Annotated in this window: 11 protein-coding genes, 2 tRNA genes and 2 rRNA genes (1 of these 15 running past the window's edge); 7 read left to right on the top strand and 8 right to left on the bottom strand. The window is 64.5% G+C overall.

What is annotated here, in order from left to right:
• The first annotated feature begins 65 nt into the window (after positions 1-65).
• Positions 66-1,157, top strand: a complete 1,092-nt coding sequence (locus tag GKE62_RS04310; RefSeq protein WP_154691153.1) for a hypothetical protein — start codon at positions 66-68, stop codon at positions 1,155-1,157.
• Between the two features lie 6 nt (positions 1,158-1,163).
• Here the strand turns inward: GKE62_RS04310 and GKE62_RS04305 are convergent, their stop codons facing one another.
• From GKE62_RS04305 to ribB, 3 genes are read right to left on the bottom strand one after another with little or no spacing between them, the layout of a single operon-like run.
• Positions 1,164-2,087: an aldo/keto reductase gene (locus tag GKE62_RS04305; RefSeq protein WP_154691152.1), complete on the bottom strand. Its 924-nt coding sequence runs from the start codon at positions 2,085-2,087 to the stop codon at positions 1,164-1,166.
• Positions 2,084-2,503: a 6,7-dimethyl-8-ribityllumazine synthase gene (ribH, locus tag GKE62_RS04300; protein ID WP_154691151.1), complete on the bottom strand. Its 420-nt coding sequence runs from the start codon at positions 2,501-2,503 to the stop codon at positions 2,084-2,086. The genes GKE62_RS04305 and ribH overlap by 4 nt, the downstream gene beginning before the upstream one ends.
• Entirely contained in the window at positions 2,503-3,804 is a 1,302-nt protein-coding gene (gene ribB / locus GKE62_RS04295; protein ID WP_154691150.1) for a 3,4-dihydroxy-2-butanone-4-phosphate synthase, read from the bottom strand. Before ribB ends, ribH begins: the two co-directional genes overlap by 1 nt.
• Before the next feature lie 173 nt (positions 3,805-3,977).
• Here ribB and GKE62_RS04290 point away from each other — a divergent pair, with 173 nt between their 5' ends.
• Together GKE62_RS04290 and GKE62_RS04285 are read left to right on the top strand one after the other, a co-directional pair.
• Entirely contained in the window at positions 3,978-4,622 is a 645-nt protein-coding gene (locus GKE62_RS04290; protein ID WP_154691149.1) for a L,D-transpeptidase family protein, read from the top strand.
• A gap of 138 nt (positions 4,623-4,760) precedes the next feature.
• Positions 4,761-5,102 carry a GFA family protein gene (locus tag GKE62_RS04285; protein ID WP_230206906.1) on the top strand — a complete coding sequence of 114 codons (342 nt, stop codon included), beginning with the start codon at positions 4,761-4,763 and terminating at the stop codon, positions 5,100-5,102.
• A gap of 19 nt (positions 5,103-5,121) precedes the next feature.
• Here the strand turns inward: GKE62_RS04285 and GKE62_RS04280 are convergent, their stop codons facing one another.
• The 5 genes from GKE62_RS04280 to GKE62_RS04260 form a co-directional block, all read right to left on the bottom strand.
• The gene (locus GKE62_RS04280; RefSeq protein WP_154691147.1) at positions 5,122-6,939 is read right to left on the bottom strand and encodes an ABC transporter ATP-binding protein/permease; all 1,818 of its coding nucleotides are present in this window, start codon (positions 6,937-6,939) and stop codon (positions 5,122-5,124) included.
• 83 nt (positions 6,940-7,022) lie between these two features.
• Positions 7,023-7,955 carry a retroviral-like aspartic protease family protein gene (locus GKE62_RS04275; RefSeq protein ID WP_154691146.1) on the bottom strand — a complete coding sequence of 311 codons (933 nt, stop codon included), beginning with the start codon at positions 7,953-7,955 and terminating at the stop codon, positions 7,023-7,025.
• A gap of 99 nt (positions 7,956-8,054) precedes the next feature.
• Entirely contained in the window at positions 8,055-8,885 is an 831-nt protein-coding gene (locus GKE62_RS04270; RefSeq protein ID WP_154691145.1) for a beta-1,6-N-acetylglucosaminyltransferase, read from the bottom strand.
• A gap of 12 nt (positions 8,886-8,897) precedes the next feature.
• Entirely contained in the window at positions 8,898-10,415 is a 1,518-nt protein-coding gene (locus GKE62_RS04265) for an oligosaccharide flippase family protein (protein WP_230206905.1), read from the bottom strand.
• Between the two features lie 7 nt (positions 10,416-10,422).
• Positions 10,423-11,415 (bottom strand): glycosyltransferase, encoded by a 993-nt coding sequence (locus GKE62_RS04260; protein ID WP_195908582.1) that lies wholly within the window; start codon positions 11,413-11,415, stop codon positions 10,423-10,425.
• 606 nt (positions 11,416-12,021) lie between these two features.
• On the opposite strand from GKE62_RS04260, the gene GKE62_RS04255 reads away from it, so the two are divergent.
• The 4 genes from GKE62_RS04255 to GKE62_RS04240 all read left to right on the top strand — a co-directional run.
• Positions 12,022-13,508 (top strand): 16S ribosomal RNA (locus GKE62_RS04255).
• Between the two features lie 208 nt (positions 13,509-13,716).
• A tRNA-Ile gene (locus GKE62_RS04250) sits at positions 13,717-13,793 on the top strand.
• A gap of 45 nt (positions 13,794-13,838) precedes the next feature.
• A tRNA-Ala gene (locus GKE62_RS04245) sits at positions 13,839-13,914 on the top strand.
• A gap of 300 nt (positions 13,915-14,214) precedes the next feature.
• A 23S ribosomal RNA gene (locus tag GKE62_RS04240) occupies positions 14,215-14,614 on the top strand; it runs 2,395 nt beyond the window's last position.
• The 16S and 23S rRNA genes sit together here with 2 tRNA genes alongside, the layout of an rRNA operon.

Genomic DNA, 14,614 nt, shown 5'->3' with positions numbered 1-14,614 from the left:
CTTCGCTCGACACGAGCGGAAAAGGGTGTTCCAATCTGGCTGAGCGCAGCTTCTAGGGGCAGGAAATGCTGAGCAAGGGCGACGATTATCCGCTGCACCAGACCGCCGAGCCGATCGCCTTTTCGGGCACCGACCGCAATTTCTATGACCGCTATTTCTTCAATGGATACAATCCCGACGGTTCGGGCTTCTTCGCGCTGGCGTTCGGCATCTATCCGCACCTCGACGTTGCCGACGCGCACTTCTGCGCGATCCGCGACGGCCAGCAGCACTGCCTGCACGCCAGCCGCGAGCTTGGGATGGAGCGGATGGACCTGACCGTCGGGCCGATCCGGATCGAGGTGATCGAGCCGCTCCGCAAGCTGCGGATCATTGTGGCCGAGCACAACGGGATCGCCGCCGACATCGTTTTCACCGGCCGCGCCTTCCCGCTGGAAGAACCGCGGTTTACCCGCCGGATCGGGCCGCGCGCGTTCATGGACTACACGCGGATGACCCAGAACGGGCGCTATGAAGGATGGATCGAGATCGACGGGCGGCGCGAGGCGATCCAGCGCGCCTGCACCGGCACCCGCGACCGCTCGTGGGGCGTCCGCCCGATCGGCGTCGCCGACGCGCAGCCGCACACCGGAGCGCGCCCGACCGGGTTCTTCTGGCAGTGGACCCCGATGAACTTCGCCCGCCACAGCGTGTTCTTCCACCTCAACGCCGATGGCGACGGACCGCCGTGGAACCTGCGCGCCGCCGTCGTACCTGACGGGGCCGGGCCGCACGGCTGGTTCGAGACGTCGGCGGCGCGAATGGAAGCGCCGCTGATTCAGGGCACCCGCTGGCCCGCGCGCGGCGAACTGACCATCGACACCGCCGACGGGCCGCTTTCGGTTACGCTCGAGCCGCTCGGCCGCTTCTATATGCGCGGGCTGGGCTACACCTCGCCCAAGTGGAACCACGGCCTCCACCACGGCGCGCTCGACGTGGAGCGCGAGGATTTTGCCATCGCCGCGCAGGATCCCGCGCGGGTCGACAATTTCCACGTCCAGATCCCCTGTCGCGCGGTGCTCGGCGGGAAGGAGCAGGGCGTCGGCGTGTTCGAGCAGTTGGTTTTGGGGATCAACACCCGGCTCGACTTCAAGACCCCCGGCGACGTGGCGAAGTAAGGCGGGTCAGCCCGCCGCGGCAGTCAGCAGATCGAGGTGTTCGCGCGACAATTCCAGCGTTGCGCTTTCGATCAGCGTCGCAAGCTGTTGGGGCGAGCGCGCGCTGGCGATCGGTGCCGGGATATGCGGCTGGGCGCGCAGCCACGCCAGCGCGATCGCGGGCAGGCTGGCGCCTGTCTCGGCCGCGACCCGGTCGAGCGCGGCGAGCACGGGCGAACCCTTGGCCATGAAGTCCTTGACCCGATAGCTGCGGTCGCCCTTGAGATCGGCGGGATCGCGGTACTTGCCGCTGAGATAGCCCGCGGCGAGGCCGAAGAACGGCAGCAACGGGATGCCGTGGCGGGCGCAGAGCGCTTGCAGGTCCGGCTCGAAGTCGCCTCGTTCGACGAGGTTGTACTGGTTCTGTAAAACGCTGAACGGCTCCGCGCCCGTTCGCTCAGCCGCCTCCAACGCGGCGGACAATCGCCCGGCCGTAAACTTGGAGGCGCCCAGCGCGCGGACCTTGCCCGATTTGATCGCGCCGTCGAACGCGCCCACGATGTCGTCGATCGGCAGGTCGGTAAAGTCCTGATGGGCGTAATACAGATCGATTGTTTCGCTGCGCAGGCGTTCGAGCGATTCGTCGAGCGAGCGCAGCACGCGCGCCGCCTCGTAGAGTTCCTTGCTCCCCATCATCCCGGTCTTGGTGTGGATCAGCATTTCGGAGCGAACCCCGCGCGATTCGAGCCACTGGCCGATCAGCTTTTCGGATTCGCCGCCCTTGTTGCCGGGGACCCAGGCCGAATAGACGTCGGCGGTGTCGATCATCCGCCCGCCCGCCTCGTAAAACGCGTCGAGCACGGCGAAGCCGTCATCGCCTTTCGCGGTCCATCCGAACACGTTGCCGCCCAAGACCAGCGGCAGGCCGCCGATCGCCGGATGCTCCGTCACGCGAACTTCTGCTTTAGCGCGAGCAGCGCAATGGCCGCCTTGGCCGCCTCGCCGCCCTTGTCCTTTTGCGCCGGGTCGGCGCGGACCAGCGCCTGATCCTCGTTCTCGACGGTGAGGATGCCGTTGCCGACGGCAACCCCGTCCATGGTCAACGCCATGATCCCACGCGCGCTTTCGCCGGCGACGATCTCGAAGTGATAGGTTTCGCCGCGGATGACGACGCCGATGGCGACAAAGCCATCGTAACCGCCGCCCTCGTCCGCCAGCGCGATCGCGCCGGGAATTTCCAGCGCACCGGGCACGGTGACGACCTCGGCCTCGTGCCCGGCCTGCTTCAGCGCCGCCTTGGCGCCGGCGATCAGCATGTCGTTGAGGTGGTCGTAGAAGCGCGCTTCCACGATCAAGAACTTGGCCATTATTCGCCTCCGGTGCCGGGAATTGGACGTTCGCCGACAATCGACAGGCCATACCCATCCAGGCCGACCAGCGTGTGGTGGGTGTTGGTCAGCAGGATCATGTCGTGGACGCCCAGCTCGGATAGGATCTGCGCGCCGCCGCCATAATCGCGCAGTTCCTCAACCTCGGGTGCTCCTGCGCCCTTGCCCTCTGCACGCAGTTCGATGAAGCGGGTGACCGGGCCCTGGTGAGGCTTGTTGATCAGCACGAGCACGCCCGAACCGGCTTCTGCGATCGCCTCCATCGAATGCGAGAGCAGCCCGGAACGCTCGTTATCCTCGCCGAACACATCGACGAAGATCGACATCGTGTGCATCCGCACCAGCGTCGGCACGGTCGGGTCGATCCTGCCTTTGACCAGTGCGATGGTTTCGCTGCTGCTGGCCTTGTTGAAGAAGGTGATCGCGCGCCACTCCCCGCCCCAGCGGCTGGTGAAGGTCATTTCGGCGCGGCGCTCGATCAGGTGGTCGTGCTTTCGGCGATAGGCGATCAGATCGCGGATCGTCCCGATCTTGAGATCGTGGAGCCTCGCGAACGACAGCAGGTCGTCCATCCGCGCCATCGTTCCGTCGTCCTTCATGATCTCGCAGATCACCCCCGCGGGGGTGAGGCCGGCGAGCCGGGCGATGTCGACCGACGCCTCGGTATGCCCGGCGCGGACCAGGACCCCACCTTCGCGCGCGACCAGGGGGAAGACGTGGCCTGGGGTCACGATGTCGCCGGCGCCCTTGGTAGCGTCAATCGCGACCGACACGGTGCGCGCCCGGTCGGCGGCGGAGATGCCGGTGGTGACCCCCTCGCGCGCCTCGATCGAGGTGGTGAAGGCGGTCTCGTGGCGGGTGCCGTTGGCGCGGCTCATCAGCTCGAGCCCAAGCTGATCGACCCGCGCCTTGGCCAGCGCCAGGCAAATCAGCCCGCGGCCGTGGGTGGCCATGAAGTTGATCGCGTTGGGGGTAGCCATCTGCGCGGGGATGATCAGATCGCCCTCGTTCTCGCGGTCTTCGTCGTCGACCAGGATGAACATTCGCCCATTGCGCGCCTCGTCGATGATCTCCTCGATCGGGACCAACGAGGGGGTGTCGTCGTTCGAGAACAGGAACCGTTCCAGCTTGCCGAGGGTGTCGGCGGTGGGGTTCCAGGCGTCGTCAGTCAGGTCGCGCAGGGTGTTGGCGTGGAGCCCCGCGGCGCGGGCTAGGCCCGAACGGGACATTCCGCCGTCGGTGACGAGGCGGCGGACGCGATCGATGAGTTGCGTAGACATATGCCGACCATGTCACATCACGATGTGATTTCCAACACCAAAGAATCACATCAAAACGGAAAGTTGGCAGGTTAACTTGTCGGTTCCGGCGATCCCGTCCCGGCACAGCCGCGGCGAATCGCTGGATATCCGGTGGACGGCGCGCCATGGTATGGTCAACCCGAGGTTAACGCATGACCCGATTTGCTCCCCCGCCTTCGCGCAGCACCCTGTGGACTGGAACCGGGATCTCGCTGGCCGCGGCGGCGTTCGTATCGACGCTGGTGCTGCTCGAGGGCCTGCCTTCGCGCGGCGATGCCGCAGCGCCTGCGGTGGCGCGCACGGCGCTCGCGCTTAAGCCCGCCCCCACTCCCGTCGCCCAGTTCACCGTCAAGCGGATCCTGCCGATCCAGGGGGCCATCAAGTACGGCGAGTGGCACTGGGATGAGCGGGGCGCGCCCGCGGCCGGGACCACGATCGTGACCGTCGATCTCAAGGCCAATGTGCTTTCGGTGTTCCGCGACGGTTACGAGATCGGGGCGACCGCGATCCTCACAGGCTATGGCGACAAGCCGACCCCGCTCGGCGTGTTTCCGATCACCGAAAAGGACAGGACGCACGTCTCGACACTCTATGATGCGCCGATGCCCTATATGCTGCGGCTGACCAACGACGGGGTCTCGATCCACGCGACCAAGGTCGAGAACGGCTATGTTACACACGGCTGCGTCGGGGTGCCCGAAGGCTTCGCCGCCAAGCTGTTCGCAGCCGCGCGCCTGGGCGACCGGGTGATCGTCACCGACGGGGCGACGATGGGCCTGGGCGACGCGATCATCTGAATGCGGGCAGGGTCGCCTGCGCCGACTTGCACCTGATATTGTTCGTGTTATGTTCTCAAACCGAATCGTGGTGGGAGAGCTGAGATGCCGACTGGACGCTGCCATTGCGGAGCCGTTCGTTATTCCGTTGATGGTGAGATGAAACACCACGCAGTTTGCCACTGCGAGGATTGCCGTCGCTGCGCCGGGGCGTTGCAGGTGCCATGGATCGCCTTTTCGCCCGAGGAACTCACGGTCACCGAGGGCCGTCCCAAGGTCTACCGATCGTCCGAGCATGGCCGGCGCCATTTCTGCGGCGATTGCGGGACAGGGCTGTTCTATTTCAACGAGGTCATGCTCCCCGGCATCGTCGACATCCAGTCAGCAACGCTCGACGACCCGGAGGCATTCGCTCCGCAGGCGCATATCCAGGTCGCCGAGAGCCTGGCGTGGGAAAGCGGGCTGGAGGCACTGCCCAAGTTTGATCGGTATCCGGGCTGAAGTCGTTCTCCCGGCGGCGCTACTCCGCCGCCGCTTCCACCTCGTCGCTCTCGTTCGCCTGGCGCGCCCACATCTCCTCGTAGAGTCCGTCGCGGCGGAGAAGGTCGAAGTGCCTTCCGCGTTCCGCCAACCGTCCCTGGTCGAGCACGAGGATCGTATCGGCATCGGCGATGGTCGAAAGGCGGTGGGCGATCGAAATCGTGGTGCGGTGCTCGGCCACTGCCCGCAGGGTCGAGAGGATCTCCTGCTCGGTGCGGCTGTCGAGCGCGCTGGTGGCTTCGTCGAACAGCAGGATCGGCGGGTTTTTGACCAGCGTCCGGGCGATCGCCACGCGCTGTTTCTCGCCGCCCGATAGCTTGAGCCCGCGCTCGCCCACTTCGGTGTCGAAGCCTTGCGGCAGACGGTTGATCAGCTCGGAAATCGCGGCGCCCTTCGCGGCCGCCTCTACTTCCATCATCCCCGCACCATCGCGGCCGTAGGCGATGTTGTAGCCGATGGTGTCGTTGAACAGCACGCTGTCCTGCGGGACGATGCCGATCGCCGCGCGCAGCGACTGCTGGGTCACCCCGGCGATGTCCTGGCCGTCGATTAGGATGCGCCCGCGCCACGGATCGTAGAACCTGAACAGCAGCCGCGCGATCGTGCTCTTGCCCGCGCCCGAAGGACCGACGATCGCCACCCGGTGGCCCGCGGGAACCTCGAACGACAGCCCGTGGAGGATCGTGCGGTCCTCTTCATAGCCGAACCACACGTCCTCGAACGCCACCAGCGGGCGGCGGACAACCAACGCGGGCGCGCCGGGGGCGTCCTGGATCTCGACCTCGGTGTCCATCAGGCGGAACATCTCGGCCATGTCGATCAGCCCCTGGCGGATCGTGCGATAGACCATGCCCAGCATGTCGAGCGGGCGGAATAGCTGGGTGAGGTAGGTGTTGACGAACACCAGGTCGCCCACCGTCAGCCGGCCTTGGCTCCAGCCCCACACGGTATACGCCATCGCCCCGGCCATAAGCAGGTTGAGGATCAGCGCCTGGGCGATGTTGAGCAGGCCCAGGCTGTTCTCGCTCTTGACCGCGGCGTCGGCCCATTCGCGCATCGAGCGGCCGTAGCGCTCCTCCTCGCGCGCTTCGGCCCCGAAGTATTTGACCGTCTCGTAGTTGAGCAGCGAATCGACCGAGCGCCCCAGAGCCTGCCCGTCGAGCCGGTTCATCTGCTCGCGCAGCTTGGTCCGCCATTCGGTGATGATCCGGGTGGTCACGATGTAGGCGACGACCGAGAGCAGCGTCGCCACGACCAGTCCCAGCCCGAAGTGGGTATAGAAGATGATCGTGACCGCGACCAACTCGATCACCGTGGGGGCGATGTTGAACAGCAGGAAATAGAGCATCACGTCGATGCTCTTGGTCCCGCGGTCGATGGTCTTGGTCACCTCGCCGGTGCGGCGGGCGAGATGGAAGCGCAGCGACAGGCGGTGGAGGCGGTGGAACACATCGACCGCCAGCGCGCGGGTCGCGTCCTGGCCGACGCGTTCGAACACGATGTTACGCAGGTTGTCGAAAACCACCCCGCTGAACCGGCCTCCGGCATAGGCCAACACGAACGCCAGCGCGACGTTCAGCGCGCCGCTGCCCCTCACGCTCATGGCGTCGATCGCGTTCTTGTAGAAGAACGGCAGGGTCAGGACGATCGCCTTGCTCGCCAGCACCAGCAACAGGGCGCCGGCGATCCGCCAGCGCAGAGCGGGATTGTCGTGCGGCCACAGATACGGGACGAACCGCCGCAGGGTGCGCCAGCCCTCGTGGCCGGCGTCGAGGTTGGTTGCGGTATCGGGAGGCATCGCGCGAGGAGATAGGTGCTGGGCGGAAGAGCGCCAATCGCTAAATCGGCCAATCGCAAATTCGGATTACCGCGCGAGCGGGATCAGCCGCGAATGCGCGTTCCGGTCTTCGCGTCGGACGAGGGCAAGTCGAACAGGATCTTCTTCTCCTGGAAATCGATCGCCACCCGCTGGAACGCACGCAGCTGGCCCATGCCGAGCAGCAGCGCGGGTTTGTCGCCGAGGTTGAGCCGCTCGAACGGCGGCGCGTCGGCGAACATCATCGCAAGGTTGGAGAAGTCGAGGTTGCCGATCGTCACCCGCCGCGCAAACACCAGGTCGGCGGCGATCTCCTGCCCAGTGACCGAGGTCAGGGTGGTGCGCTCGGGCGCGCGTCGCCGTGCCATCGCGCGTTGCAGCGCGCGGTTCCCGATCGTCCCCTGCGCGCCGGTATCGATGACCACGTCAGTCTTGATCCCGTCGACCAGGGCGTTGGTCATGATCAACTGATCGCCGCGGCGCCGGGCGCGGACGACGATCTCGTAGCCATTGTTGCCACCCAGCTCTCGCGCAGTGGCAACCGCTATCAGATTGCGCTTGAAATCGATCAGCACCCGCTGGTTTTGCAAGCCGTCGAGGCCGATGATACCGTCGGCGCCGATATGCTGGCCTTCGAGTAGCGGGGCGGACAGGTCGTAAAAGCTACGGCTGCCGAGCTTGACTTCAGCGACGTCGACTAGGTCGACCGCGAGCGATCCAGCGACCCCGACCATCGTCGCCCGGCCCGAAGGGACTAGCCCGAGCCGGTCGGCGAGTCCGCGGGCCAACACGGTCCGCTCGGCGCCGGTGTCGATCAGGAAATCGTAGGGACCGTTATTGCCGATCCGCACAGGCACAGTCATGCGGTCGCTGGAATCGCGGACCGCCTTGATGACGTCGACCGACACTGCCTCACTCGTCGCATTCTGCCCGGCGGCGATTGGCAGAACGCTCAGCAACGAAAGCGGCGCGGCCGCGGCGATCAGAAGACTTGGCATGTGGCAATCCTCTCCACCTGCGATCATATCAGCGCAGCGCGCCTCACGCCATGCCGATCGCCGTTCCCGACCGTCTGTGCGCCGACTTCGCGGCCATGTTCAGTATGCGAGAAAGAACGGGTCGTCGGCGAGGGAGAGCTTGCGTGCAAACCAGGCGCCGCTGGCACGCGCTTTGGCGCAATCGTCCGCGCCCAGCACCGCGGGGCTTGCCGCGCCCGGTTGCCACCGAATGAACCGCCGGTTGCTTGCGATGCGCGACGCGAACCGGGACGCGACGATCGTTGGAATCACGTGCTCGTCGGCGCAGACGGTGCCGACAAGGCGGTGATTCCGGAGCGCGGCGTCGAGCTCGCAGAATACGACTTCGGCGACGTCGCGCGGCAGCGACCACCAGGTCGAACCCTTGTGCCATGGCCCCCACGGGTGCGACCGGCGCCGCGGCACCAGCGAACTGAGGCGCCGGAGCGCCTGTGCGGCATGCCAGGCACCGAAGTTGTCCGGATTGGGGCGCAGCCAGCGGGCGTCGAGCCGGAACGCGTCCATCCGTTCGCTTTGAAGATGGGGGACGGCTTCGATGAAACACTCTGCATCGGCGGCGCGCGCGGCTATCTCGTCACGCGACGCCACCGGCCAATCTAACCCGCTGACGAGGTGGAGCAAATCGCACGGTCCGGCCAACGCCGCGCGAAGCAAGACGCGGATCGCCGCCACCTGGCTGACGTGGCCCCAGCGCACGGCGACCGGCCGGGGCACCACCTCGATCTTGGTCAGTTCGCGCAGAACGTCGCCCCATCCATCGGCCCAGAGAGCGCTTTTGGCATCGAGATGAACGATGACCCGGTCGCCTGCATCCTCGCGCAGCATCCGCTCGGCTAGCGAGCGAAGCTGCTCGGGCGCTTCGTGCGCCATGATCAGCGTGGCGATGCGCATGGCCGGTGCGCCTCAGCGCACCGCCGGGCGGCGCCCGGGCTTCAGCGGCGTGGCGACCTGGCGGGCCAGTTCGAGCAGCTCGGCGAAGGCCGGATGCGATGTCACCGCCAGCGTCACGGACCAGCACGCTACGCCTGCCAGAGCGCAAAGCAGCAGCGTGGCCAGGTCGATCGTCGCTGGGGATTGCCAGTAGCGATAGGTGGCCGCCATCGGAGCCAGGGCTGCCAGGGTCCCCAAGGCGCTCTTCAGGTAAGTCGAAAGCAACGCGCGGACGTCGAACCGGACGACCTCGTGAAGAAAGCGCCCGTAGAGTGCGATCCACGCCGCCGCATAAACGACGCGTGACGCCGCGGCGCCCAGAACGCCCCAATAGCTGCCCGCCGCCAACAGCGCGATCGACAGGACAGTGTCGGCGATATTGAACGCGAGCAAGCGGTCCATCCGGCCCATCAGGATCGGCATATCGATGTGCAGGGGCAGGGCGATGATGAGCATCTCGGCGATCGCGATCAGCGTGAGCAGTGGTGCGACGCCGGCCCACGCGGGTCCGTACAAAAGTCGCACCAGAGGCTCGGCGGCGAGCGCGAGCCCGGCCATGCCAGGCCAGATCACCGCCGAGTACCCGGCGCAGACGCGGAGGTACGCGGGTCCGAGCGGTTCCCCGCGGTCGCGAATCCGGGCGAAGGCCGGGAAGAACACGCTGCCGATCGCTCCGGAGATCAGCACGCGGAACTGGTCGGCCAGGGCCGCGGCACGGCTATAGATCCCGGTCGCGGCAAGACCGAGCAGCTTGCCGATGATGAGATCGGGCGAGCGCGTGCCCAGCGCCCCGGTGAGGTACAGCGCGCTCGATCGGCTTCCGAAGCCGAGGACCGCGCGCAGCCCGTCGAGGCGGAACGGCCACGGCGGGGCCGGACGCAGCGCCTGCGCGACGAGGCCGCGGGCCACTCCGCTGGCGACGGTCGCCCAGGCGAGCGCGAAGCTCGACCAGCCGGCGGCCGCCAGTCCCAGACCGACTAAGGCCTGCGCCAGCGCACCGGCCACGTTCACCGTGAAATGACCGCGGAACTGCATCGCCCGCCCCATCAAGGCGAGCGGCACCACCGCGAGCGGAAGAAAGAGATAGCTCGAGGCGATGATCCACAAGATCGGAGCGAGATCCGGCTGTGCATACAGATGTGCCAACGGCCACGCCGCAAGCGCGATCACGCCCGCCACGGCGAAGCTGAAGATCATGCCGACCGAGCTGCACCGCGCGATCTCGTCCGCATCCAGACGCGCTAACCCGGAGATATACCGCGAAAGACCAAAGTCCTGAAGCACGGCGACCAGCATCGCAGCGGCAAGCGCGATCGAGAACAGTCCGACCTCGGCCGGGCCGAGGAAGAACCGCGAGATGATCACCGAAGCGGCAAACTGGATCGCGAACGACAGGTACTGCCCCGCCATCGCCCACATTGCAGCGCCGCGCACGGTCATCGCCGGCGGCTCGCGCGCGGTTGGATCGGCGCCGAACGAAGCGTCGCTCACCGCGCGATCACCCGGCGACAAGCGTGGCGGCGAGACGGGCGGCGCGGCGGGGTTCGCCGAAGCGGACCAGCCGCGCGACGGTTCGCCACATGCCATCGCGCCGCCCGCCTTCGCGCAAGTGCTGGCACAGCAGTTCGAAGCCGTGGTCGCGCAACCCGGTATGCGAATAGAGCAGGGCGGGCGCCACGCGCGCGCGGACGGCGCTGGCAAGGCCGGCCCGACCGAGCATCGCGTCGAGCTCGTCGAGCGGGGGGAGGGCATCGAGATCGGCGGTCGGATCGGGCAGGCCCGCCTGGCGCATCTCGTAGGCGAGGTGGGCGATGGCCGCGCCGATCTGCTGCTCGGTGGCGTGGCGGCTCGAAACCTGGCCGGGATAGTGGCGATAGCGGATCAGGCGCTCCGGGATGTTGGCGAGGCGCGTCACCGAGGCCAGGCGCAGCCACAGGTCGAGGTCCTCGCAATGGCGGAACGCGGCGTGATACCCGCCCACGCCCCGCACGGCGTCGCGGCGAAACATCACCGCCGGGTGGCACAGCAGCGGTGCGCCTGCCTCGATCGCGGCGAGGAAGCCGGCGTGGGTGGTGGGGTGATCGGGGCCGTCGATCGGGTAGGGCCGGCCGAGCTCGTCGATGTCCTCGCTCCACGAGCCGACCACGGCATGGTCGGGATGGGCCGCGAGGAACGCGCGCTGGCGCTCGAAGCGCTGCGGCAGGCAGATGTCGTCGGCGTCCATGCGCGCCACCAGGCTGCCGCGGGCTTCGTCGAGCAGCTGGTTGAGGCTGGCGATCAGCCCGCGGTTCTCGCGAATGATGGGACGGATGCGCGGATCTTCGGCGGCGTGGCGGGCGATGATCGCGCGGCTGGCATCGGACGAGCCGTCATCCAGGATCAGGAACTCGAAATCCGCGAAGCTTTGCGCGCGCACGCTGGCGATCGCTTCATCGAGAAAGCGTTCGGCGTTGTAAACGCTCATCGCGACGCTGATCGAAGGGCAGTTCATCGGCACTTTCGCTGGGAAACTTGCCCATGTCGGGGCTTGCCCGCGGCATAGGGCGATAGGGTAAACATCGGCTTAGCTATCGCCCGGGCGCGCCGCGTCGCGGTTTGGCCGGCGATTCGTTGGAGCCAATGGGCGTCCGGATGCCCGTGGACCCGGAAAAAGCCGCGCAAATCCGGGGCATTGCGAGGGCTTTGAAATAAAATTGCAATTTGATGTTGACCGAATCCAACACCCTCCATATACGCCGGTCCACCGAAGGGGAGCAGGCGGTTTCGCCCGCTTCTCCAACGGTCGCCAACACTAGACGGACGCCTGTCCCCCGGTAACCATCGGGGAGCAATGGTTGTCCGCCACTTCTGTTGGATGGCTCTTTGACATTGTCGGTTTAGATGAAGGGACATGTGGGCGACGGCGCCCGGTCCGGGGATTTTCAAGCTCCGGGTACCGGTAACAAGTCGATGCCTTAACGTTCCGGCTTTGCTCACGCAGTGTCGGTTCGGACATGTCCTAACGTAACCATACGTTTGACAAGTGCAGGTATCGGCTCCTTGAAATTCATGTCGGTCGGTTTGCGGGCTTCGGTCCGTGCTGATCGGTATGTGACACAAACTTGAGAGTTTGATCCTGGCTCAGAACGAACGCTGGCGGCATGCCTAACACATGCAAGTCGAACGAAGCCTTCGGGCTTAGTGGCGCACGGGTGCGTAACGCGTGGGAATCTGCCCCTCGGTTCGGAATAACAGTTAGAAATGACTGCTAATACCGGATGATGACGAAAGTCCAAAGATTTATCGCCGAGGGATGAGCCCGCGTAGGATTAGCTAGTTGGTGAGGTAAAAGCTCACCAAGGCGACGATCCTTAGCTGGTCTGAGAGGATGATCAGCCACACTGGGACTGAGACACGGCCCAGACTCCTACGGGAGGCAGCAGTGGGGAATATTGGACAATGGGCGAAAGCCTGATCCAGCAATGCCGCGTGAGTGATGAAGGCCTTAGGGTTGTAAAGCTCTTTTACCCGGGATGATAATGACAGTACCGGGAGAATAAGCTCCGGCTAACTCCGTGCCAGCAGCCGCGGTAATACGGAGGGAGCTAGCGTTGTTCGGAATTACTGGGCGTAAAGCGTACGTAGGCGGTTATTCAAGTCAGAGGTGAAAGCCCGGGGCTCAACCCCGGAACTGCCTTTGAAACTAGGTAGCTAGAATCTTGGAGAGGTCAGTGGAATTCCGAGTGTAGAGGTGAAATTCGTAGATATTCGGAAGAACACCAGTGGCGAAGGCGACTGACTGGACAAGTATTGACGCTGAGGTACGAAAGCGTGGGGAGCAAACAGGATTAGATACCCTGGTAGTCCACGCCGTAAACGATGATAACTAGCTGTTCGGGCACTTGGTGCCTGAGTGGCGCAGCTAACGCATTAAGTTATCCGCCTGGGGAGTACGGTCGCAAGATTAAAACTCAAAGGAATTGACGGGGGCCTGCACAAGCGGTGGAGCATGTGGTTTAATTCGAAGCAACGCGCAGAACCTTACCAGCGTTTGACATGGATAGTTTGGTTTCCAGAGATGGATTCCTTCAGTTAGGCTGGCTATCACACAGGTGCTGCATGGCTGTCGTCAGCTCGTGTCGTGAGATGTTGGGTTAAGTCCCGCAACGAGCGCAACCCTCGTCCTTAGTTGCCATCATTCAGTTGGGCACTCTAAGGAAACCGCCGGTGATAAGCCGGAGGAAGGTGGGGATGACGTCAAGTCCTCATGGCCCTTACACGCTGGGCTACACACGTGCTACAATGGCGGTGACAGTGGGCAGCCACCTCGCGAGAGGGAGCTAATCCCAAAAAGCCGTCTCAGTTCGGATTGTTCTCTGCAACTCGAGAGCATGAAGGCGGAATCGCTAGTAATCGCGGATCAGCATGCCGCGGTGAATACGTTCCCAGGCCTTGTACACACCGCCCGTCACACCATGGGAGTTGGTTTCACCCGAAGGCAGTGCGCTAACCGCAAGGAGGCAGCTGACCACGGTGGGATCAGCGACTGGGGTGAAGTCGTAACAAGGTAGCCGTAGGGGAACCTGCGGCTGGATCACCTCCTTTCTAAGGATTTGGCCGAAAGCGCCGATGCCCTGGTTCGCCAGTCGCGTCGGAAGAGCTTCGTCCGTTCCAAAGAACATTGCCGTCGTCCTCATGTCCCTTCATCCTGGAGATCAACACAGCGTCGAGCCGATTTGGCTTCGTGCTGTGTTGCTAGCCTGAGCTGGCTCACGCCGCCTGCGGCCCTTTTGGGCTGGCCTGGCATGTGTGTGGGCCTGTAGCTCAGTTGGTTAGAGCGCACCCCTGATAAGGGTGAGGTCGGAGGTTCGAATCCTCCCAGGCCCACCAGTGTTTACGCGCCCTGCGGTGTTCCCGCGATGGGCAATACAAAACGGGGCCTTAGCTCAGCTGGGAGAGCACCTGCTTTGCAAGCAGGGGGTCATCGGTTCGATCCCGATAGGCTCCACCAGTTTCAAGACGGCCACGCTGCGCTCCCTTGTAAGGGAAGGGCGCGACTGGTCGTTGGACCACATCTCCAGAGATGAAGAACGAAATTCCGGCGTGCGACTTGTTCGAGCGCCGGTGCCTGCGGGGTTTGCCCGCATCTTTGACATTGTGAATGGGTTTTTAATCGATGCCGCGACGTAGCGTCGCCGATCTTCTCAAAGGATCGGCGAAGAGCGCGTTGCACAATCTGGCTGAGATTAATTCGTCCGCACCTGTAACAACGCAGCGTTTATGCAAGGCTGTCGTTGATGGTGTGGATTCTCAAGCGTGAGGTAAGAGCATCTGGTGGATGCCTTGGCACATACAGGCGATGAAGGACGTGGCACGCTGCGATAAGCGTCGGGGAGTTGTGAGCAAACTTTGATCCGGCGATTTCCGAATGGGGAAACCCACCTTCACCATTTCATTCTATCCGCGAGCGATCGCGGGGCGAGTGAGGTGGATTAGGTATCACCGAAGTGAATAAAATAGCTTTGGTGAAGCGAACCCGGGGAACTGAAACATCTCAGTACCTGGAGGAAAAGACATCAACCGAGATTCCGTTAGTAGTGGCGAGCGAACGCGGACCAGGCCAGTGCCTTCATTTCAACTAGCAGAACACTTTGGAAAGAGTGGCCATAGCGGGTGACAGCCCCGTATGCGAAAGTGATGATGAAGGACTC

The sequence above is a fragment of the Novosphingobium sp. Gsoil 351 genome, assembly GCF_009707465.1.
GTDB lineage: Bacteria > Pseudomonadota > Alphaproteobacteria > Sphingomonadales > Sphingomonadaceae > Novosphingobium.
Note: the sequence above shows the minus strand (reverse complement) of the source record. Positions and strands in the feature narration are given on the sequence as shown.